Source organism: Mycobacterium sp. 050128, assembly GCF_036409155.1.
Lineage (GTDB): Bacteria > Actinomycetota > Actinomycetes > Mycobacteriales > Mycobacteriaceae > Mycobacterium.
In genome coordinates this window covers 2,366,940-2,386,888 of the sequence record NZ_JAZGLW010000001.1, presented here as the reverse complement: position 1 = coordinate 2,386,888, position 19,949 = coordinate 2,366,940, and the positions used below count along the sequence as shown (strand labels likewise).

Below are 19,949 nucleotides of genomic sequence, written 5' to 3'. Positions count from 1 at the left end.
GCACCGGGCCTTCATGAAGGCGTCTGGTCGGTGTTTACGCGACCAACTCGACCAGGGTGGCGTTGGCCGTGCCGCCGCCCTCGCACATGGTCTGCAGCCCGTAGCGAATGCCGTTGTCGCGCATATGGTGCGCCAATCGAGTCATCAGCACCGCCCCCGACGCGCCCAGCGGGTGGCCCAGCGCGATGGCGCCGCCCAGCGGATTGACCAGGCCAGGGTCGGCGCCGGTCTCGGCGATCCAGGCCAGTGGGACCGGCGCGAAGGCCTCGTTGACCTCGAACGCACCGACTTCGGATAGCGAGACGCCGGCCTTGGTCAGCACCTTTTCGGTCGCCGGGATCGGCCCGGTGAGCATGAGAACCGGGTCCGCGCCCGTGACGGCGCCGGCTCGATAACGCACTATCGGCGTCAACCCCAGATTCAGTGCCATCTCCGACGTCATCACCAGTAGCGCCGCGGCGCCATCGGAGATCTGCGAGGAATTGCCGGCGTGGATGACCCCGTCTTCGGCGAACGCGGGCTTGAGCGAGGCCAGTTTCTCGATGCTGGTCCCCCGCCGAATCCCCTCGTCGGCATTGACGATCGACCCGTCGTCGATGAAGACCGGGACGATCTGCTCGGTGAACGCGTTGCCGTCCTGGGCAGACGCGGCGCGCTCGTGCGACTGCGCGGAGTATTCGTCGAGCTGCGTGCGCGAAAAACCCCACTTCTTGGCGATCATCTCCGCGGACAGACCCTGGTTGAAGGAGAAGTCGTCATAGCGGGCAAGGACTTTCGGGCCGTAGGGCATGCCGGTCGCCCGGGCCGAACCCAGCGGAACGCGGCTCATGACCTCGACACCGCCGGCCACGACGACGTCCTGCTGGCCCGACATCACCGCCTGCACCGCGAAGTCCAGCGCCTGCTGACTGGAACCGCAGGCCCGGTTGACGGTGGTTCCGGGGATGCTCTCGGGCCAGCCGGCGGCCAGTACCGCGTAGCGCCCGATGTTGCTGGACTGGTCGCCGACCTGAGACACGCATCCCCAGATCACGTCGTCGACGATGTCGGGCCCCACGTTGGCCCGTTCCAGGACCTCGTTGAGCACGATGGCGGACAGGTCCGCGGCATGCATGCCCGCCAGCCCCCCATTGCGTTTCCCGACCGGCGTACGCACCGCCTCGACGATGACCGTCTCCCGCATGTCTCTACTCCGATTCCTTGTCAGATTTCGGGTCAGATTTCGATAGCGCCCACCGGCCAGTAAACGACGGTTCCCGTCGCTCGCTGAAGGCGGCATAGGCGGCGGCCGCATCCGCGGTCGCGAAGTTGCCGATCTGCGCGCGCGCCTCGTTGGCCAGCGCATCGCGCAGGGTGCGGTCGGCACCCTCGTTCAGCAGGGCTTTTGTCTGGGCCAATGCAATCGGCGGACCCGCCGCCAGCCGTCCGGCCAAATCCTTGACGAAAGTGTCGATCTCCTCGGCCGACACCACCCAGGTGACCAGGTTCAGCGCGAAGGCTTCCGCGGCGTCGATGGTGTCGGCCAGCAGTGCTAGCCGCTTAGCCTGTTGCAGGCCAACGAGTTTCGGCAACAGCCAGGAGCCGCCGAGGTCGATTGACAAACCCCGTTTCGAAAAGATCTGCGAGAACGTCGAATCGGGCGTTGCGACCACCAGATCACAGCCCAGCGCCAGGTTCCATCCAGCGCCGACCGCGACGCCCGTCACCTTGGCCACCGTCGGTTTCGGCAGCTCGTGCAGCGCCAGCGCGACGTCGGTGAGCCGTTGCAGCTTGTACTTCGGGTGGGTGTCGTCGGGAATCCCGATGTCGGCGCCGGAGCAAAACGCCCCGCCGGCGCCGGTGATCACCAGCGCACGCACGCTGTGGTCGCGGCCCGCGTCGAGCAGCGCGTCACGCAACGCGAGCCACAACTCGGGGCTGATGGCGTTCTTGCGGCGCGGACGGTTGAGGGTCAGCGTGCGCACCCCACCGTCGTCCTCGGACAGCAGGACGGGTTCTTCGGTGGACGTCAATAGCTCCTCGGCAATTTCAGGACGTTAGCACCCAGGAAGTTCAGGATCATCTCCTGGCTGACCGGAGCGATCTTCATCAGCCGGGACTCACGGAAGTAGCGGGTGATGTGGTATTCCTCGGCGTAGCCCATGCCGCCGTGGGTTTGCAACGCCCGATCGGCGGCGTCGAAGCCCGCATCGGCACAGAGGTATTTTGCGGTATTCGCTTCGCGCCCACAGGGTTTGCCGTTGTCGTACAGCCAGGTGGCCTTGCGCAGCATCAGTTCGGCGGCGTCGAGACGGGCCAGCGAATCCGCGAGCGGGAACTGCAGGCCCTGGTTCATGCCGATCGGCCGGCCGAAGACCTCTCGCTCGTTGCCGTACTTCACCGCTTTTTCCAGCGCCACCCGGCCGATGCCAAGTGCCTCGGCCGCGATCAGCATCCGTTCGGGATTCAGGCCATCGAGGATGTACTGAAATCCCTTGCCCTCGTCGCCCACTCGGTCCTCGACCGGCACTTCCAGGTTGTCGATGAACAATTCGTTGGAGCTGACGGCGTTGCGGCCCATCTTACGGATCGGGCGGACGTCGACGCGCCGGCGATCGAGATCGGTGAGGAACAGCGTCATCCCGTCGGTCTTCTTGGTGACCTCGTCATAGCTCTGGGTGCGGGTCAGCAACAGGATCTTGGAGGATTCCATCGCCTTGGAGATCCACACCTTGCGGCCGTTGACGACGTACTTGTCTCCGTCGCGCTTAGCGAACGTGCTGATGCGCGAAGTATCAAGTCCAGCACCGGGTTCGGTCACACCGAAGCAGACGTGCACCTCGCCCGTCGCCACCGACGGCAGGGTTCGCGCCTTGAGCTCGTCCGAACCGTGCACGACGACGGGCTGCATGCCGAAGATGGACAGGTGGATGGCGCTGGCCGCGTTCATCGCGCCGCCGGCCTTGGCCACCTCCTCGAGCAGGATGGTCGCCTCGGTGATTCCGAGTCCATGGCCGCCGAACTCGGTCGGGATCGTCATACCCAGCCAGCCGCCGTCGGCTATCGCCTTATAGAACTCGGCCGGAAACTCGTGCGCGAGATCCTTTTCCATCCAGTACTGGTCGTCGAACCTGCGCGCGAGCTCAGCGACCGATTTGCGGATCAGCTCCTGGTCATCGGTCAGCTCGAAATTCATGCCGTCGCCGGGCACTGCTGGATCTCCTGTTCATTGCTGTGCGGCGAGATTGCCGTGACGGTCGTAAAAACCTGGAAATCGCGACCCTGAGCGCAATCTCGACGCAGCGCGACACCCTGGCCTGAGACGGCGCTGTCTCAGTCCTTGTTGCCGGAAAGGGCTTTCGCGTTCGCCGCGAAGTCTGCGAAGGAGGAGCCGGCCCGACTGTCCTTGTCGTGACCCGCCGCCTTGATCGAGACGTCGTGTCCCTCGGCGGCCTTGCGCAGTGCACCGACGGTCGCCTGTTCGCGCGAAATGTGCGTGAAGGGGTCGAACGAGTACCACCGCATGGCGTTCTCGTAGGTCATCTTGTTGATCTCGTCGTCGGGAACGTTATTGGTGGACAGCACATCCCACAGCTCTTCCGGCGCACCCGGCCACATCGAGTCGCTGTGCGGGTAGTCGGCCTCCCAGCAGATGTTGTCGATGCCGATCATGTTGCGCAACGCCACTCCGACCTTGTCACTGATGAAGCAGGTCAGGAAGTGGTCGCGGAAGACCTCGCTGGGCAGCTTGCCCTTGAAGTCCTGGTGCGTCCAGGTGGAGTGCATCTCGTAAGTCCGGTCCGCGCGCTCCAGGAAGTAAGGAATCCAGCCGGTCCCACCCTCGGAGAGCGCGATCTTCAGGTCCGGGTACTGCTTGATCGGCCGCGACCACAGCAGGTCGGCGGCGGCCTGCACGATGTTCATCGGCTGCAGCGTGATCATCACGTCCATCGGCGCATCCGGCGCCGTGATGGCCAACCGTCCCGACGAACCGATGTGCACGTTCATCACCGTGTCGGTGTCCACCAAGGCTTTCCACAGCGGGGTCCAGTAGTCGTCGTGGAAGCTCGGATAGCCCATCGCGGCGGGGTTTTCGGTGAAGGTCAATGCGTGCACGCCCTTCTTCGACACCCGGCGGACTTCGGCGGCGCAGGCCTCGGCGTCCCAGATCACCGGGATCGCCATCGGGATGAATCGCGCGGGGTAGGCACCGCACCACTCGTCGATGTGCCAGTCGTTGTAGGCCTGCACCAGCGCGACCGAGAAGTCGTGGTCGTCGGTGGCGAACAGCCGCCCGGCGAAACCGGGGAACGACGGGAAGCAGATGGAGGCCAGGATGCCGCCGGCGTTCATGTCCTTGACGCGTTCGTCGACGTTGTAGCAACCGGGCCGGATCTCGTCGAGCCCGGTCGGCTCGATGCCGTACTCCTCCTTGGGCCGGCCGGCGACCGCGTTCAGCGCGACGTTCGGGATGACCGTGTCGCGGAACTTCCACATGTCCGAGCCGTCATCGTTGTGCACCAGCCGCGGCGCGTCGTCCTGGTATTTCTTCGACAGGTGGTTCTTGAACATGTCGGGTGGCTCGACGGTGTGGTCGTCGACGCTGATCAGCATCATGTCTTCTTTGTTCATGAGCTTCCCTCTCCATCGGATGCACGTGCAGTCTGCTCCAGGCATTGGCTGTCGTCTCGCCCCGCTACCTCTGAAAACTAGCTTCTCGCCAAGTGAGAATCAACATCCACAGGACCGGACGAGCAAACCCGGGCACTGTTCCGGTATACCTCATTCGGCCCCGATCGCCCTCTCACGTGCGGCTACGCGACCACAGAAACGCCAGCACCGGGCCTGCGAGTACAGAGGAAACCAAAAATTTGTTCGTCGACGACAGGATGGTGTCCCCCGGCAGTCTCGACCTACCGCCGTACGGCGGCGAGCTTCTCGGCCAGCTGCGGCGCACTACCCGTTGGCATTGACCAACCGAGCGAATCGTGCAAATCTGTTAGTTGTAAATGAGAATATCATTCTCTTTCGCCGAGAGGACACCGTTGATGCGCTTGTCGCCGCTGCCCGCGGATCAGTGGGACGAGGCTACCCAGCAGGCACTCTCGGCGATGCGGGGGGCGGACACCAATAACGCACTGTCCACGCTGGCTCACCACCCACCCCTGGCCAAGGCGTTCCTCCGATTCAACGTCCATCTGCTGATGACATCGACGCTGCCGGCCCGCATCCGCGAACTGGCCATTCTGCGCGTCGCGCATCGCCGCGAGTGCGCCTACGAGTGGTCGCACCACGTGAGGATGGCCAAGGCGGAGGGCATCACCGACGAGCAGATCGACGACGTTCGGCGGGGCACTGCCGCAGTGCCGTTCGACCGCACTGTGCTGACCGCGGTCGACGAACTCGAGGAACAGTCTCAGCTGTCGGACCAGACCTGGGCGGCGCTCGGTGAGCGCCTCAACGATCAGCAGCGCATGGATTTCGTCTTCACGGTCGGCTGCTACGCCCTGCTGGCCATGGCTTTCAACACTTTTGGCGTAGAGCTCGAAAACGCCGATCAACACTGACAAGAGAGGTTAAGAACGTGGCCCACTTCCCCAAGCCAGCCGCCGGCAGCTGGACAGAAAACTACCCCGAGCTGGGAACCGCGCCGGTCGACTACACCGACTCGATCGACCCGGCATTCTTCGAGGCCGAGCGCGACGCGATCTTCAGGAAGACCTGGCTCAACGTCGGCCGGGTCGAGCGACTACCCAAGACGGGCAGTTACTTCACCAGGGAACTACCGTCGGCCGGCAAGGGCACCTCGGTGATCATCACCAAGACCAAGGACGGAACGGTCAAGGCCTACCACAACGTCTGCCGACACCGCGGAAACAAGCTGGTGTGGAACGACTTTCCCAACGAGGAGACCTCCGGCACCTGCCGGCAGTTCACCTGCAAGTACCACGCCTGGCGTTACAGCCTGGACGGCGATCTGACCTTCGTCCAACAGGAAGACGAGTTCTTCAACCTCGACAAGAGTCAGTACGGTCTGGCAGCGGTTCGGTGCGAGGTGTGGGAAGGCTTCGTCTTCATCAACTTCGACGACAACGCGGCGCCGCTTACCGACTACCTCGGGCCGCTGGCCAAGAGCATCGAGGGCTATCCCTTCGGCGAGATGACTGAGACGTACTCGTACCGGGCCGAGGTCGGCAGCAACTGGAAGCTGTTCATCGACGCCTTCGTCGAGTTCTACCACGCGCCGATCCTGCACCAGGGGCAGTACACCAAGGAGGAAGCCGCCAAGATCCAGAAGTTCGGCTACGAGGCGCTGCATTACGAGGTCGCCGGCCCGCACAGCCTGCAGTCGACCTGGGGTGGTCAGGCGCCGCCGGCGGACATGAGCATGGTCAAGCCGTTGGACCAGGTGTTGCGCAGCGGCTTGTTCGGTCCGTGGGACAAGCCGGAGCTGATGGAGAACTTCGAGCTGCCGCCGGGCGTCAACGTCAAGAGGGTGCCGCAGTGGGGCATCGACTCGTGGCTGTTCTACCCGAACTTCATGCTGCTGATCTGGGAACCCGGCTGGTATCTGACCTACCATTACTGGCCGACCGCGGTGGACAAGCACATCTTCGAGTCGTCGCTGTATTTCGTTCCGCCGCGCAATGCGCGCGAGCGCCTGGCCCAGGAGTTGGCGGCCGTGACGTTCAAGGAGTATGCGTTGCAGGACGCCAACACCCTGGAGGCAACCCAGACCATGATCGGCACCCGTGCCGTCAAGGAGTTCCTGCTGTGCGACCAGGAAGTCCTGATCCGCCACCTGCACAAGACCACCGGTGACTACGTGAAGGAGTACCAGCGCAATGGCGTTACCGTCTGAATTCGCCGCCCTGGAGCCGTTTTTGGAGTGGGACCTGGCCACCGAGCCCGAGCGCTACGCCAAGCGGCTGGCCTCGACGATGCCCGAGATGCAGGCGTTTTACGACGTCGCGTTCCCGAAGCTGAACGACGCCATCGCGTACTGCGACAAGTACCCGCTCAACGACCTGCCCGACGACGCGAAAAGCCTGATGCACATCATGCAGTCGTTGGTCATGGTGTCCTTCCCGATCGAGGCATGGAAGCAGCCGCGGGTACCCGACAGCGGCGCGGCATGGGTCGAAGTCATTCGGGAACCGGTGATCTGAGCGGTGCAGACGCTGCAGGCCGCCGCACTGCTCGACGTCGACGCCGGCGAAATCGTCTCGCCCGGCATCGTGAAGATCGAGGACGACCGGATCGTCGGCGTCGGGGGTGAACCCGAAGGCGACATCATCGATCTCGGCGATCAGATCCTGCTGCCCGGCCTGATGGACATGGAGGTCAACCTCCTGATGGGCGGGCGCGGTGAGACGCCCGGGCTGTCCCAGGTGCAAGACGATCCGCCGACGCGGGTGCTGCGCGCGGTCGGCAACGCCCGGCGCACACTGCGCGCGGGTTTCACCACGGTGCGCAACCTGGGCCTGTTCGTGAAGACCGGCGGCTACCTGCTCGACGTCGCACTGGGCAAGGCCATCGACGCGGGGTGGATCGACGGGCCCCGCATCATCCCGGCCGGCCACGCGATCACGCCGACCGGCGGGCACCTGGACCCGACGATGTTCGCCGCCTTCATGCCGGGTGCCCTTGAGCTCACGGTCGAAGAGGGCATCGCCAACGGCGTCGACGAGATCCGCAAGGCGGTGCGCTACCAGATCAAGCACGGCGCCGAGCTGATCAAGGTGTGCGTCTCCGGCGGCGTCATGTCGCTGACCGGTGAAGCTGGCGCACAACACTATTCGGATGAAGAGCTCCGCGCGATCGTTGATGAGGCGCACCGGCGCGGGCTGCGGGTCGCCGCCCATACGCACGGCGCGGAGGCGGTCAAGCACGCGGTCGCGTGCGGTATCGACTGCATCGAACACGGCTTCCTGATGGATGACGAGGCGATCCAGATGCTGGTCGACAACGAGCGGTTCCTGGTGACCACCCGCAGGCTCGCCCAGGCGATGGATGTGTCCCGCGCTCCGAAGGAATTGCAGGACAAAGCCGCCGAGATGTTCCCCAAGGCGGAAACTTCGATCAAGGCCGCCTACCAGGCCGGGGTCAAGATCGCGGTCGGCACCGATGCGCCCGCGATCCCGCACGGCCGCAACGCCGACGAGCTTGTCACGCTGGTCGAATGGGGCATGCCCCCGCTGGCGGTGCTGCGGGCCGCAACCATCACCGCCGCAGAGCTGATCAACAAGACCGACCGGGGCCGGCTGGCGTCGGGGCAGCTCGCGGATATCATCGCGGTACCGGGAAACCCGTTGGAAGACATCACCGTTACCCAACGCGTCAGCTTTGTCATGAAAGGCGGCAAGGTCTATGTCAACACCCAGCCAGTCTAAGAGCGACCCCAGCAAAACTGACGATCTGGTCGAGATTCAGCAGCTGCTCGCCCGCTACGCCGTCACTATCACCCAAGAGGACATCGACGGCCTGATCGGCGTCTTCACGCCGGACGGAACCTACAGCGCGTTCGGCTCCACCTACCAGCTGGACAGGTTTCCGGAGCTGGTGGCTGCCGCACCAAAGGGCTTGTTCCTCACCGGAACCGCGTTGGTCGAGAACCTCGACGGCGACTCGGCGAGCGGCACCCAGCCGTTGTGCTTCATCGACGGCTCCACGCATGACATGCGGATCGGCTACTACCGCGACACCTACTCCAGGACCGCGGACGGCTGGCGACTCAAGACCCGTGCCATGACGTTCATTCGCCGCAGCGGTGTGCACGACTCCGGGCGTCCGCACGCCATCGGCCGTCCGCAGCCCTGAGAGCCGAGCCGTGAATGTCGAGGAGTTCCGGTCGGGTCTGCGTAAGTGGCTCGACGAGAACGACTTAACGCCGGGCCCCGACCACTCGCTGCAGGGGCACATGCTGCAGTTCCGCCGCGTCTGCCGGGCGTTGTACGACGCCGATTGGATGCGCTACGGCTGGGCAGAAGAAGTCGGCGGGCTGGGCGGGCCGGCGTTGCTGCGCGCGATCGTCGGCGAAGAGGTGGTGGGCCGGCGGTTGGCCGAGCCCGGCCCGTATTCGATGCTCGAGGTGCTGACACCCACGATGATCGACTACGCCCCACCGGAACTGGCCGCGGAGATGGTGCCGCGGCTGCTGCGCGGCGAAGAACAATGGTGCCAAGGCTTTTCCGAGCCCGGCTCCGGCAGCGACCTGGCCTCGCTGACGACTCGGGCCGTCCAAGACGGCGACAATTGGATCGTCAACGGGCAGAAGGTCTGGACCAGCTTCGCGCAGTTCTCCACCCGCTGCGTTCTGCTGACCCGCACCGGAGCCGGCCACGACGGCATCACCGCATTCTTCGTCGACCTCGACACCCCTGGCATCACCATCCGGCCGCTGCGCACCATGCACGGCGTCGACGAGTTCTGCGAGGTGTACTACGACGACGTGGTGATCCCGTCGAGCCGGATGCTCGGCAAGCCGGGCGACGGCTGGAAACTCGCGATGGACCTGCTCCCCTTCGAGCGGTCCACCTGCTTCTGGCAGCGCATCGCCTACCTCTACTCCCGCTTCGATGCGCTCGTCGCCGAGGTGTCCGGCGGCAGCCAGCACGGCGGCCACGACGAATACGACCTGGGCGCAGCGTATCTCGCGCTGCATACGCTGCGCTGCCGCTCTCGTGCCACCCAGTACCGGCTGCGCGACGGCGCCCGCCTGGGCCCCGACACCTCCATCGACAAGGTGCTGCTGGCCTCCGCCGAGCAGCGGCTGTACGACACCGTGCGCGACCTGCTGCCCGGCGACCTCGAGCTCGATGACACGCCGTGGCGCTCGGAGTACCTGTACTCGCGCGCGTCGACGATTTACGGGGGGACCGCCGAGATTCAGCGCAACATCATCGCCCGCCGGCTTCTCGACCTCGGGAAGGAGTGATCATGGACCTGACCTCAGACTCCGAGGAACTGCGGCTGCTGACCGAGTCGCTGCGCACCGCGATGGGCGGGGCTTGCGGCGCCAAGCTCGATGCGGCGTTGACCGACCTCGGCTGGCACGACATGCTGGACGAAATCCCATATATCGCAATACCTTTGGTGTTCCGTCTACTCGGCGAGACGGGTGCGCACGCGCCTGTGCTCAACGATGTGGTGCTGCGCGCGGCCGGACGGGCCCCCGGCGGTGTCACTCCGCTTCCGTTCGCCGGCGGCTCCTGGGTGGTGTGGAACCGCGAAGACATCCCTAGTTCGGCAATCGACACCGAGTTGCCGATACATCCTGTCGCAGAAGGTGATTCAGCTGCGCAATCCGGGCTGGCCGCCGGGCGGCAAGCATTGGGCTGGTGGCTGGTGGGCGCCAGCCGCGCGATGCTCGCACTCGCGCGCCAGCACGCCCTGGACCGAGTGCAGTTCGGCCGCCACATCAGCTCGTTTCAGGCGATCCGGCACCGGCTGGCCGAGACACTGGTCGCGGTCGAGGGCGCCGAGGCGACCCTGCACGCGGCCACCACCGCATCGGATGACCCCGACGACCTGGCCAGCTTGCTGGCCAAAGCGGCGGCCGGCCGGGCGGCGCTGACCGCCGCGCGGCACTGTCAGCAAGTGCTCGGCGGTATCGGTTTCACCGCCGAGCACCAGCTTCACCACCACATCAAGCGGTCGCTGATTCTGGACAACCTGCTCGGCAGCGCCCGGGAACTGACCTCGCAGGCCGGAGTAGCCTTGCGGGCCAAGGGATCTGCGCCGCGGCTGGTGCAGCTGTAGCGCCCGCGAGGCGCGTGCTCACGCGTAGTGCCTAGTATTGGCGTACATGCGCTATCCCGTGGAACATCGAAATCAGGCCGGCGTCGCTGCCGTGGTCCTGGGCGGGTTGGCGCTCGTCACCTGCTGGTTACTGATCGGGGTGCCTTTGGGTATCGCGGCGCTGATCACGGGCGATATCGCGCGGCGGCGAGCGAGTCGCGGTGAAGCCACCAATCCCCGGGCCGCGGTAGCGGGCATGGTGTTAGGGACGGTGGCGATCGTCGCGGGGCTCATCGCCATCGGCTACTACTCCTGGCTGGACACCCAGGATCCCGACCGTTTGCAGCGGTGCCTGGACAACCCCGCCACCAATAACTGCTAACCGCGAGGCAATCCCAGGACCCGTTCGGCGATGATGTTGCGCTGAACTTCGGACGTACCGCCGGCGATGGTCGCGGCGAAGGTGCGCGTGTAGCGGTCAAACCAGCTGCCGTAGTGGCTGTCCAGGTTGAGCGGAGCGAATGGCGCGGTGACCCCACGCAACACCAGTCCTTCACCCCCCTTGGCGTTCAGGGCGTCCTCGCACGCGCGCTGCATCGCCTCCGAACCGAGCAGCTTGAGCACCGACTGCGCGGGCACATCTTCTTGGCCGCGCGCGGCTTTGGCCAACGTTGCCGACCCAAGCAACCGCATCGCGTAAAAATCCATCACCAGCGTGGCGTAGCGATCCCGCTGCACGGGCCCGGTCGGGCTGGACTCGACCGTCATCGCGTGCAGCATGTCGGCGTAATCCAGCCACAGCATGGCGCGTTCGTGGCCGAGTGATCCGGTCGCGACGCGCCAGCCCGCGTTGAGCTCGCCCACCAAGTTCTCGGCCGGCACTCTTACATCGGTGAAGAAGACCTCGTTGAAGTCGACGTCTTCGATGTCGCCCACCGACGCGAACGGACGACACAGCACACCGGGGGTGTCGGTCGGAATCAGTAAAGCGCTGATTCCCTTGTGTTTTGGCGCATCGGGATCGGTGCGCACGAACGTCAGCAGCACGTCGGCGTGATGGGCACCCGACGTCCACACCTTCTGCCCGTTGACGACGAAGTGGTCACCGTCAAGCACCGCGCGCGTCTTCAGCGAGGCGAGATCTGAGCCCGCACCGGGCTCGCTCATCCCGAGCGACGCCGTCATCTCCGCACGCAGAATCGGCACCGCCCAGCGCTGCTTTTGTTCCGGCGTGCCGAACGACAGCAATGACGCCGCGATTATGCCCACGCCCTGCGGATTGAAACTCTGATAGATCCGCCGCCGCGACAACTCCTCGAGGTACACGTATTGCTGCAGCAGCGTGGCGTTGCGACCGCCGAACTCCGGCGGGTTGCCGGGTATCAGCCAGCCGTTGTCGAACAGCAATCGCTGCCAGCGGCGGGCCCACTGCGGAATGTCCGAACTCGATTGCGGCCGTTCGCCCGTCTGCGCCGCGTCGAGGGGATTCGCGTCCAGGAAGGCGGCGAATTGCGCACGGAAATCCTCGACGTCGGTGTCAAAGGTCAGTTGCACAGCACTCCCTTGAGATTCGCGAGCGGGGGGATTATCGGAAGATCCGGGTTTCCGCTGACGGCGCGGTTCACTCTTGCGATTCCACTTCTATACACACGTCTAGGAGAATAGTATTCTCGTGGCAAGAAAGTTACAGTCTCCAACACATGGTCCGAGAGGGGGTCGAGCGCAGCGATGTCACGGCGTTCTCCGGTAGAGTCCAACCATGTTCTCCCCTCGCGGCAATCGTCCGAGCCTTCCGTGACCAACCCAAGCGAAGAGCCGGCCTGGAAACAGCGCGCCGTCGAGCGATCAATCAAGACGGCGAAACTGCGCGCGGCGCAGCGCGTTCAGCGCTTTCTCGACGCGGCGCAGGCCATCATCATCGAAAAGGGCAGCACCGACTTTACCGTCCAGGAGGTCGTGGACCGCTCCCGCCAGTCACTGCGGAGCTTCTACCTGCAGTTTGACGGCAAACACGAGCTGTTGCTCGCGTTGTTCGAGGATGCGCTGAGCCGGTCGGCCGACCAGATCCGGGCCGCCACCGAAAGTCACTCCGACCCGCTCGAGCGGCTCAAGGTAGCCGTGGAGCTGTTGTACGAGGCCTCGCGACCGGACCCCACGGCCAAGCGCCCGCTGTTCACCGACTTTGCGCCGCGGTTGCTGGTAACACACCCCGCCGAGGTCAAGATTGCCCATGCGCCGCTGTTGGCATTGCTGGCCGAGCTCATGGAAGCGGCTTGTGACGCGGGCAAGTTGCGCGACGGGCTCAATCCGCGCCGCATTGCCGCGATGACGATGCAGACGGTGATGTTCATCGCGCAATCCAGCGGCGGCTCCGACGATGCGACGATTCACCCGATCACCGCTGACGAGGTGTGGGACTTCTGCTCTGCCGGATTCGTCGGCCAACACTAGGCCGCGAAACGCGTCCGGCCACAGCCTGACCTGAGCAAATAGCGCACGTGATTTGCCTTGCGAGAATCAGGTTCTCTAATATATAGAATTACAAGTAGCCGAAACGGATTCGTCGTTGACACCCGTTGCCGGGTGATGACAGAGTTCAGTGGCGGCACCCTTCCCCGCTCTGCCCTGGGCGCCGGGTGCACGTGGTTCCTGCGAGAGGCGATTGATTACCCGTGACAGTCAGCGCGGTCAGCGATGTCTACTTCGACCCGTCCGACGTGGGGCTGATCGCCGATCCCTACCCGATGTTTCGACGACTGCGCGAAGAGGCACCGCGTTATTACAACGAGGAACACGACTTCTATGCGCTGAGCCGGTTCGCGGATGTTGACGACGCCCTCGTCGACTACCAGACCTTCAGTTCGGCCAGGGGCGCGATCCTGGAGATCATCAAAGCAAACATCGAGATCCCGCCGGGGACAGTCATTTTCGATGATCCACCGATCCACGACATCCACCGTAAGTTGTTGTCCCGCGTCCCGGAGTGGGACATCGACCTTTCCGAGTGCAAGCTTTCCCCGACATCGACGGTGCGGGGATGGGAGACAATGCCGGCTCAGCTCCGCTGAGGCGTGCCGAAGAAATCAAGTCAGGAATTGAGGTAGTGATGACTGGACGTGTTGAAGGCAAAGTTGCTTTCGTCACCGGGGCGGCGCGTGGCCAGGGCCGTGCACATGCGGTGCGGTTGGCCCAGGAGGGCGCCGACATCATCGCGGTGGACATCTGCAAGAAGATCGACACCGTGGATCTGATCGCCGCCTCCACGCCGGAGGATCTGGCCGAGACCGCAGACCTGGTGAAGGCACAGAACCGTCGGATCTACACCGCCGAGGTCGATGTTCGGGATTACGACGCGCTCAAGTCCGCTGTGGACACCGGCGTCGAGCAGCTCGGCAAACTCGACATCATCGTCGCCAACGCGGGCATCGGCAACGGCGGCCAGACGCTGGATAAGACCAGTGAAACCGACTGGACCGCCATGATCGACATCAACCTCGGCGGCGTGTGGAAGACCGTGAAAGCCGGTGTGCCGCATATCATCGCGGGCGGCAACGGCGGTTCGATCATCCTGACGAGCTCGGTCGGCGGCCTCAAGGCCTATCCGCACACCGGTCACTACGTCGCCGCCAAGCACGGTGTGGTGGGCTTGATGCGCACCTTCGCCGTCGAGCTCGGCGCGCAGAACATCCGCGTCAATTCCGTGCACCCGACCAACGTCAACACCCCGTTGTTCATGAACGAGGGCACGATGCGGCTGTTCCGGCCGGACCTGGAAAACCCCGGCCCCGAGGACATGAAGGTCGTCGGCCAGCTGATGCACACCCTGCCGATCGGCTGGGTCGAGCCCGAGGACATCGCCAACGCGGTGCTGTTCCTGGCGTCCGACGAGGCCCGGTACATCACCGGCGTCACGCTGCCCGTCGATGGGGGCAGCTGTCTCAAGTAGCCACTAGAACGGGCTGCTGTTGGACTGCCATTCGGCCTCTGCCGGCCGCGGACCGTATCGGCGGGCGTAGTCCTCGTGCATCCGGGCCTGTTTCTGGCGGTTGATCACGTCGACCAGGTTGGGGTCCAAACCGTGGACTGCTAATCGGTGACGGCGCCAAACCTTGTTCAGCGCAAAGTTAACCACCAACGCCCACGCGTAGAGGGGCACGGTCATCTCCGTGTGTACGTAGAGCGAGGCCGGCAGCAGCCAGAACGGCGCGAGCACGAACAGGGGCGGTATCGCCCACCTGATCATGTGCCGGCGGATGGCTCCCTGACCGGCCAGGTCGTGCGCGACCCAGCTGCGCATCGAGTCGGGCAGGCGCCGGCCGTAGGCGTAGCCGATGCGTTGCCACAGATTGGGTTTCGCGGCGGTCATGGTGACTCCTCAGGATTGCAATGCGCCCGCCGCCACGGCAGCCGCGTTGATTCGGGTCAGGACCTGGTGCAGGACCTCGAGTTCGGCCAGTTCGACACCCAGCCGGGCGACGACGGCGGCCGGAATCTCAAGCGCGCGCTCGCGCAAGGCGATTCCGCGTTCGGTGAGCCTGACGTCGGTGGTGCGCTCGTCGGTGACGTTCTTGGCGCGGGTGATCAAGCCAAGTCCCTCCAACCGTTTGAGCATCGGCGACAGCGTCGCCGACTCCATCTGCAAGGCGGCGGCGACCTGCTTGACCGACAGCGGGGACTCGTTCGCCGCCTTACGATGATCCCACAGCGCCAGCATCACCAGATATTGCGGATGGGTCAGGCCCAGCGGCTCCAAAAGCGGTCGGTACACCGCCAACACCGCGCGATTGGTGGTCGCCAACGCGAAGCACACCTGGTTTTCGAGGGCGAGCGGATCGATCTCGCGCGCGGTCAGCGTGGCCATATTTGGATAGTAGCCTAATAGTTAGTGCACTATCTATATGAGGCCCCTCACGCCCGCCCGTCGATGAGACCGCGATCAGGTCGCCGGAGCGGGGGGCATACCCTCGGATTCCATGGACGGATTCGAGGGACGCGGGGCAGTGATCACCGGCGGTGCAAGCGGGATCGGCTTGGCCACCGCCAGCGAGTTCGCCCGCCGCGGCGCCCGCATCGTGCTGGCCGACGTCGACAAGTCCGCACTCGAACATGCCGTGGCACATCTCAACAGCGAGGGCGCCGAGGCGCACGGCGTGGAGTGCGACGTGCGGCACATCGAGGAGATGGTTCACCTCGCGGATGAGGCGTTCCGCCTGCTCGGCCAGGTCGACATCGTCTTCAGTAACGCCGGCATCGTCGTCGCGGGCCCGCTCGTCACGATGACCCACGAGGACTGGCGCTGGGTGATCGACATTGATTTGTGGGGTTCGATCCACGCCGTCGAGGCGTTCGTTCCCAAGCTGATCGAGCAGGGCAAGGGCGGTCACATCGCCTTCACCGCATCCTTTGCCGGGCTGGTGCCCAACGCCGGCCTCGGGGCGTACGGAGTTGCGAAGTATGGCGTTGTCGGCCTGGCCGAGACGCTCGCTCGCGAGGTCAAGGACAACGGGATCGGCGTTTCGGTGCTCTGCCCGATGGTCATCGAAACGAAGCTGGTCTCCAACTCCGAACGCATCCGCGGCGCGGACTACGGACTTGCCGCGACGCCCGATCTGACCGAGGGCTTCGGGCCGCTGCCGCCGACGCAGGATCAAGGCGTGACGGTCGACGAAGTGGCGCGGTTGACCGCCGATGCGATTCTGGCCAACCGGTTGTACATCCTGCCGCACGCGGCGGCTCGGGGCTCGGTCAAGCGCAGGTTCGAACGCATCGACCACACCTTCGACGACCAGGCCGCCGAAGGCTGGAACCACTAGCCGGACCGCATCGCGGGTGTTACGCCGATAACCCCGCCGGCTTCCAGGTCCGCGATCTCCGCCGGGCTCAAGCCCAGCTCAGCGAGCAGCTCATGGTTGTGTTGTCCCAGTGTGGGTGCGGGATGGGCGTGAAACAACCGCGGCCCGTTGGAGAATCTCACCGGCACGGTGCTGAGCCTCGCTCGCCCGTTCACCGGATGGTCGGCTTCTTCGAAGAAGCCGCGAAACGTCAGCTGCTCCAACTCGGTCTGTCGATGGGGTTGCAAGACCTTGGCCACCGGCACACCGGCATCCCAGAGCGTTGCCACGATGTTGTCGCGGGTACGGTTCTCACACCAGGCGGCCAGGTGTTCGTCGATGGAATCCTGGTGCGCCCGCCGGCCGGCCTCGGTCGATAACGCGGGATCGGTTGCCCAGGAAGGTGATCCGAGTGCCCGGGATAGGCCTTCCCACTGTTCGTCGGTGGCCACCGCAATGGCCACCCAGCTGTCGAGCCGGCCGAACTCGTCGATATCGGCACTGCGGTAGAGATTCTGGGGCACCGCCGTCGGTCCGTGGTTGCCGTCGCGCTCCAACAGCGCCCCGTACGCCGAGTACTCGATGACCTGCTCGGCCGAAATGCTCAGCGCCGCGTCGACCATCGCCGCTTCCACGAACACACCCTCGCCGGTGCGGCGGCGGTGCTCGAGCGCCAGCAGTATCGCGTTGAGCGCGTGCACACCCGCGTTCGGATCGCCGATCGAATACGGGTCATACGGCGTGCGATCCGGGTAGCCGGTGAGCCAACTGACGCCGGACGCGGCTTCGATCACATAGGCGAATGCCGGGTTGTCACGCCACGGTCCGTCGAGCCCGAAGCCGGGCATCCGCGCCATCACCGCATCCGGCCGAATCGATTGAACGGCAGCGAAATCCAGACCGATCTGGTCCAGTACCCGAGGCGTGAAGTTTTCCACGATCACGTCGCACGTAGCGATCAAGTCCCGCAACAGCTCCCGGCCGCGCGAGCTCTGCAGGTCCAGCGTCAGGCCCTTCTTGTTGGTGTTCAGCGCCTCGAAGATCGGCGACTTCTCCCACCACTGATCCTCGGTGACCGGTATGCCGGCGATCAGCCGAGTGCCATCCGGGCGGCGGGTGGACTCGACGTGGATGACTTCGGCGCCGAGCATGGCCAGAAAGTGGGTGCCGCAGGGACCCGCCCAGAACGTCGTCATATCCAAGACCCGAAGGCCGTTGAACGGCAACGGCTTTGCCGCACCGGTCGGCTCGGGCCGCGGCGACAGGTTCGCGGTGCGGTAGTGCTCGGAGTGCTCCCCCAGCCGCGGCGCCGGTTGCGGGCTGCGCAGTTGTGCGGGCCGCATCCGATACGGGTGACTCGGCTGCCAGAAGCCGCCCGGATTGCGCACGAACGAACCGCGCTCCACGAATTGATCGAACGAGGTGACATTCGCGCCGTTGGCGACCGGCGCGTTGGGAATCCGGAATGCCGAGGCCAGTTCCCGTATTTCGTCGACCGGAGTCGCGGCCATCCACTCAAAGATCTCGTCGGCGTAGACGTTGGCCAGCTCGGTGATCGACAGCGGCGACTCCTCGTCGATCCACTCCGGATGACCCACCATCGCGCACAAGTCGAACCACTGCTGCGCGGTGCCACACCCGAGATCCACCAGGCCGTCCTTCGCCTGAGCCACCCCCGGAATGGTGGGCCGCCGCGTGTCTCGCCACGGTCGGCCAAGCAGTTCGAAGTAGGTCACCGGGTAGTACGTCAGGCACAGGACCTGGGTTTCCAGCATCGACAGATCGAGCAATTCGCCTGCCCCGCCATCGATCCGGCGACACCGCGAAGTCAGGGTTGCCACGCTTGCGTAGACTCCGGCCAGGTACTCGCCGGCCTGCCCGCCGACGAAGACGGGCGCCCGCTCCTGCTCGCCACGCCCGAGCCCGACGATCCCGCCCGACCACGCCTGCAGCGTGAACTCGGTGGCGGCGCGATCTCGCCACGGGCCTTCCAGCCCGAACGGAGTGATCGCGGTTACGGTGAGATGCGGGTGGCGGCCGTGGAGGGCATGCGGCGAAAACTCTGGGTGTTCGGCGACTTTCGAACCGGCCGACCAGACCACCGCGTCCGCCGATGCCAGCAGCCGGTTCACCAGTTCGGCGTCCTCGCCTGCGTCGGCGACCACACTGTGTTTGCCACCGGCCAGAAAACTGAACAATGCGCCGTCACCGTCGGGCGGGATGCGGGCGCCGGATGCCGACCACCTGCGCAGCGGATCACCTTCGGGCGCTTCGACTTTGATGACGTCGGCGCCGCCGTCGGCCAGCAACTTGGTGCAGTAGGCACCCGCGATGCCAGTGGACAGATCGACGACCGTATAGCCGGCCAGTGGCGGTTCGACGGGAGCCACTATTTCTTTCTTTTCGCTTTGCTGTCTTTGGCGGCACGGGCCTTCTTGCGCGCCTTCTTGCTCAGCGCCCAATCGTCGGGGAACTTGCTGTCGTTGTCTTTGACCGCCTCGCCCAAGCCCTGTTTCATGGCTCCGCCGAATACCGAGTCGAGCATCAGCTCGTCGCCGCCATCCGGACGGACGCTGGCGCCCATCGATTCGAAGACGCCGCTGAGCATGCTGCCCAGGTACTCGCCCTGGAACTGCTTCATGATTTCGAAGAAGACCTTCTGCATGAACACCGTGTCGGTGGGGCGATTGCGGGCGCACGCCAGCGCGTACTTCTCCACTTCTGCCTCGAGTTCCTCTCGGGGCACCACGCTGTTGAGGAAGTTGCAGTCGTACATCTCATCCGCGGTGAAAGCCCGTCCGGTGAACACCATTTCCTGGAATTTGCGTATGCCCATCGTCTGCGCCCACCACCACATGCGGGGACCCCACCCGTAGTAGCGAAACGATGGATGCCCGAACAACGCGTCGTCGCTGGAGATCACCAAATCGGCATCTGCCGCCTGGTAGAAGTGCCAGCCGTAGCAGTAGCCCTTAGCCTCGAGGATGCTGATCTTCTTGAAGTCCTGCAGGCCGCGGATGCCGGAGTTCGGGTTGGCATACCACTGGCCCAGGGTGGCGCCGTTGCGAAACGAACCCTGTGGTGGATACCTGACGTCGTCGGGGCTGATTCGATATTCGGCAAGCCGTGGGCCTTGGTCGGCCGCATCGCGGAGCCGCATGACCTCGGTCAGGTCCGCACCCGAGCCCAGATCGTCGCCGGCTCCGCGGACCACCAGAACCTTGACGTCGTCGTCAATGCTGGCCTGGTGCAACAACTCCGCATAGCGCAGCCGCGCGGCGATCGTCGGCGCGTTGAGATAGTCCGGCCGGTCGAACGTGACCGTCGCGATTCGCGTCTTCGCGTCTTTGCGGTACCGGATGATCTCTTCGGCCGCCGGCTCCGCTGGCTCAGGCATGG

At 64.9% G+C, this 19,949-nt stretch carries 19 protein-coding genes and 3 pseudogenes; 12 read left to right on the top strand and 10 right to left on the bottom strand.

Annotated features, from left to right (window positions below):
- Positions 1-34 precede the first annotated feature (34 nt).
- From SKC41_RS11490 to SKC41_RS11475, 4 genes are all read right to left on the bottom strand, one after another.
- Positions 35-1,183, bottom strand: coding sequence for a thiolase family protein (locus SKC41_RS11490; RefSeq protein ID WP_330977743.1), 1,149 nt, complete (start codon positions 1,181-1,183; stop codon positions 35-37).
- 4 nt (positions 1,184-1,187) lie between these two features.
- Complete coding sequence (locus SKC41_RS11485; RefSeq protein WP_330977742.1) at positions 1,188-2,012, bottom strand: enoyl-CoA hydratase/isomerase family protein; 825 nt, start codon at positions 2,010-2,012, stop codon at positions 1,188-1,190.
- Positions 2,009-3,175: an acyl-CoA dehydrogenase family protein gene (locus SKC41_RS11480; protein ID WP_330978844.1), complete on the bottom strand. Its 1,167-nt coding sequence runs from the start codon at positions 3,173-3,175 to the stop codon at positions 2,009-2,011. Before SKC41_RS11480 ends, SKC41_RS11485 begins: the two co-directional genes overlap by 4 nt.
- A 137-nt stretch (positions 3,176-3,312) precedes the next feature.
- Complete coding sequence (locus SKC41_RS11475) at positions 3,313-4,611, bottom strand: amidohydrolase family protein (protein WP_330977741.1); 1,299 nt, start codon at positions 4,609-4,611, stop codon at positions 3,313-3,315.
- 416 nt (positions 4,612-5,027) lie between these two features.
- Between SKC41_RS11475 and SKC41_RS11470 the strand changes: the two genes are divergently transcribed.
- Genes SKC41_RS11470 through SKC41_RS11435 form a run of 8 tightly spaced genes read left to right on the top strand, consistent with a single transcriptional unit; the run spans position 5,028 to position 11,101 of the window.
- The gene (locus SKC41_RS11470; RefSeq protein WP_330977740.1) at positions 5,028-5,546 is read left to right on the top strand and encodes a carboxymuconolactone decarboxylase family protein; all 519 of its coding nucleotides are present in this window, start codon (positions 5,028-5,030) and stop codon (positions 5,544-5,546) included.
- Positions 5,547-5,563: 17 nt separating this feature from the next.
- Positions 5,564-6,841, top strand: a complete 1,278-nt coding sequence (locus tag SKC41_RS11465; protein ID WP_330977739.1) for an aromatic ring-hydroxylating oxygenase subunit alpha — start codon at positions 5,564-5,566, stop codon at positions 6,839-6,841.
- On the top strand, positions 6,825-7,148 hold the full coding sequence (locus tag SKC41_RS11460) for a hypothetical protein (protein ID WP_330977738.1): 324 nt from the start codon (positions 6,825-6,827) through the stop codon (positions 7,146-7,148). The genes SKC41_RS11465 and SKC41_RS11460 overlap by 17 nt, the downstream gene beginning before the upstream one ends.
- A 3-nt stretch (positions 7,149-7,151) precedes the next feature.
- Positions 7,152-8,372: a metal-dependent hydrolase family protein gene (locus SKC41_RS11455; RefSeq protein ID WP_330977737.1), complete on the top strand. Its 1,221-nt coding sequence runs from the start codon at positions 7,152-7,154 to the stop codon at positions 8,370-8,372.
- Entirely contained in the window at positions 8,350-8,799 is a 450-nt protein-coding gene (locus SKC41_RS11450; RefSeq protein WP_330977736.1) for a nuclear transport factor 2 family protein, read from the top strand. The genes SKC41_RS11455 and SKC41_RS11450 overlap by 23 nt, the downstream gene beginning before the upstream one ends.
- Before the next feature lie 10 nt (positions 8,800-8,809).
- Positions 8,810-9,916, top strand: a complete 1,107-nt coding sequence (locus tag SKC41_RS11445; RefSeq protein ID WP_330977735.1) for an acyl-CoA dehydrogenase family protein — start codon at positions 8,810-8,812, stop codon at positions 9,914-9,916.
- A 2-nt stretch (positions 9,917-9,918) separates the two neighbouring features.
- Positions 9,919-10,740: an acyl-CoA dehydrogenase family protein gene (locus SKC41_RS11440; protein WP_330977734.1), complete on the top strand. Its 822-nt coding sequence runs from the start codon at positions 9,919-9,921 to the stop codon at positions 10,738-10,740.
- A 46-nt stretch (positions 10,741-10,786) separates the two neighbouring features.
- Positions 10,787-11,101 (top strand): DUF4190 domain-containing protein, encoded by a 315-nt coding sequence (locus SKC41_RS11435; RefSeq protein ID WP_330977733.1) that lies wholly within the window; start codon positions 10,787-10,789, stop codon positions 11,099-11,101.
- On the opposite strand, the pseudogene SKC41_RS31865 reads toward SKC41_RS11435, so the two are convergent.
- Positions 11,098-11,559: pseudogene (locus tag SKC41_RS31865) on the bottom strand (acyl-CoA dehydrogenase family protein); the annotation flags it as partial. The gene SKC41_RS11435 and the pseudogene SKC41_RS31865 sit on opposite strands and share 4 nt — an antisense overlap.
- A gap of 57 nt (positions 11,560-11,616) precedes the next feature.
- Positions 11,617-12,273 (bottom strand): annotated as a pseudogene (locus SKC41_RS31860) (acyl-CoA dehydrogenase family protein); the annotation flags it as partial.
- A 240-nt stretch (positions 12,274-12,513) separates the two neighbouring features.
- Between SKC41_RS31860 and SKC41_RS11425 the strand changes: the two are divergent.
- The 3 genes and pseudogenes from SKC41_RS11425 to SKC41_RS11415 all read left to right on the top strand — a co-directional run bounded on the left by SKC41_RS11425 (position 12,514) and on the right by SKC41_RS11415 (position 14,665).
- The gene (locus SKC41_RS11425) at positions 12,514-13,170 is read left to right on the top strand and encodes a TetR/AcrR family transcriptional regulator (RefSeq protein WP_330977731.1); all 657 of its coding nucleotides are present in this window, start codon (positions 12,514-12,516) and stop codon (positions 13,168-13,170) included.
- 221 nt (positions 13,171-13,391) lie between these two features.
- Positions 13,392-13,697 (top strand): annotated as a pseudogene (locus tag SKC41_RS11420) (cytochrome P450); the annotation flags it as partial.
- A gap of 128 nt (positions 13,698-13,825) precedes the next feature.
- On the top strand, positions 13,826-14,665 hold the full coding sequence (locus SKC41_RS11415) for a mycofactocin-coupled SDR family oxidoreductase (RefSeq protein ID WP_330977730.1): 840 nt from the start codon (positions 13,826-13,828) through the stop codon (positions 14,663-14,665).
- A 3-nt stretch (positions 14,666-14,668) separates the two neighbouring features.
- Here SKC41_RS11415 and SKC41_RS11410 read toward each other — a convergent pair whose 3' ends face one another.
- Entirely contained in the window at positions 14,669-15,085 is a 417-nt protein-coding gene (locus SKC41_RS11410; RefSeq protein ID WP_330977729.1) for a DUF5313 domain-containing protein, read from the bottom strand.
- A gap of 9 nt (positions 15,086-15,094) precedes the next feature.
- Entirely contained in the window at positions 15,095-15,580 is a 486-nt protein-coding gene (locus SKC41_RS11405; RefSeq protein ID WP_330977728.1) for a MarR family winged helix-turn-helix transcriptional regulator, read from the bottom strand.
- A gap of 112 nt (positions 15,581-15,692) precedes the next feature.
- Between SKC41_RS11405 and SKC41_RS11400 the strand changes: the two genes are divergently transcribed.
- A complete protein-coding gene (locus SKC41_RS11400; RefSeq protein WP_330977727.1) occupies positions 15,693-16,532 on the top strand; it encodes an SDR family NAD(P)-dependent oxidoreductase in 840 nt (279 codons plus the stop codon).
- Here the strand turns inward: SKC41_RS11400 and SKC41_RS11395 are convergent.
- Entirely contained in the window at positions 16,529-18,943 is a 2,415-nt protein-coding gene (locus SKC41_RS11395; protein WP_330978843.1) for a CaiB/BaiF CoA transferase family protein, read from the bottom strand. The genes SKC41_RS11400 and SKC41_RS11395 overlap by 4 nt on opposite strands.
- Positions 18,940-19,947: an enoyl-CoA hydratase/isomerase family protein gene (locus SKC41_RS11390; RefSeq protein WP_330977726.1), complete on the bottom strand. Its 1,008-nt coding sequence runs from the start codon at positions 19,945-19,947 to the stop codon at positions 18,940-18,942. The genes SKC41_RS11395 and SKC41_RS11390 overlap by 4 nt, the downstream gene beginning before the upstream one ends.
- Positions 19,948-19,949 lie beyond the last annotated feature (2 nt).

Coding starts and splice junctions, on each gene's coding strand:
- SKC41_RS11470 (WP_330977740.1), top strand. CDS start 5,028: ATGCGCTTGTCGCCGCTGCCCGCGGATCAGTGGGACGAGGCTACCCAG.
- SKC41_RS11480 (WP_330978844.1), bottom strand. CDS start 3,175: ATGAATTTCGAGCTGACCGATGACCAGGAGCTGATCCGCAAATCGGTC.
- SKC41_RS11400 (WP_330977727.1), top strand. CDS start 15,693: ATGGACGGATTCGAGGGACGCGGGGCAGTGATCACCGGCGGTGCAAGC.
- SKC41_RS11440 (WP_330977734.1), top strand. CDS start 9,919: ATGGACCTGACCTCAGACTCCGAGGAACTGCGGCTGCTGACCGAGTCG.
- SKC41_RS11405 (WP_330977728.1), bottom strand. CDS start 15,580: ATGGCCACGCTGACCGCGCGCGAGATCGATCCGCTCGCCCTCGAAAAC.
- SKC41_RS11415 (WP_330977730.1), top strand. CDS start 13,826: ATGACTGGACGTGTTGAAGGCAAAGTTGCTTTCGTCACCGGGGCGGCG.
- SKC41_RS11410 (WP_330977729.1), bottom strand. CDS start 15,085: ATGACCGCCGCGAAACCCAATCTGTGGCAACGCATCGGCTACGCCTAC.
- SKC41_RS11435 (WP_330977733.1), top strand. CDS start 10,787: ATGCGCTATCCCGTGGAACATCGAAATCAGGCCGGCGTCGCTGCCGTG.
- SKC41_RS11390 (WP_330977726.1), bottom strand. CDS start 19,947: ATGCCTGAGCCAGCGGAGCCGGCGGCCGAAGAGATCATCCGGTACCGC.
- SKC41_RS11475 (WP_330977741.1), bottom strand. CDS start 4,611: ATGAACAAAGAAGACATGATGCTGATCAGCGTCGACGACCACACCGTC.
- SKC41_RS11460 (WP_330977738.1), top strand. CDS start 6,825: ATGGCGTTACCGTCTGAATTCGCCGCCCTGGAGCCGTTTTTGGAGTGG.
- SKC41_RS11450 (WP_330977736.1), top strand. CDS start 8,350: ATGTCAACACCCAGCCAGTCTAAGAGCGACCCCAGCAAAACTGACGAT.
- SKC41_RS11490 (WP_330977743.1), bottom strand. CDS start 1,183: ATGCGGGAGACGGTCATCGTCGAGGCGGTGCGTACGCCGGTCGGGAAA.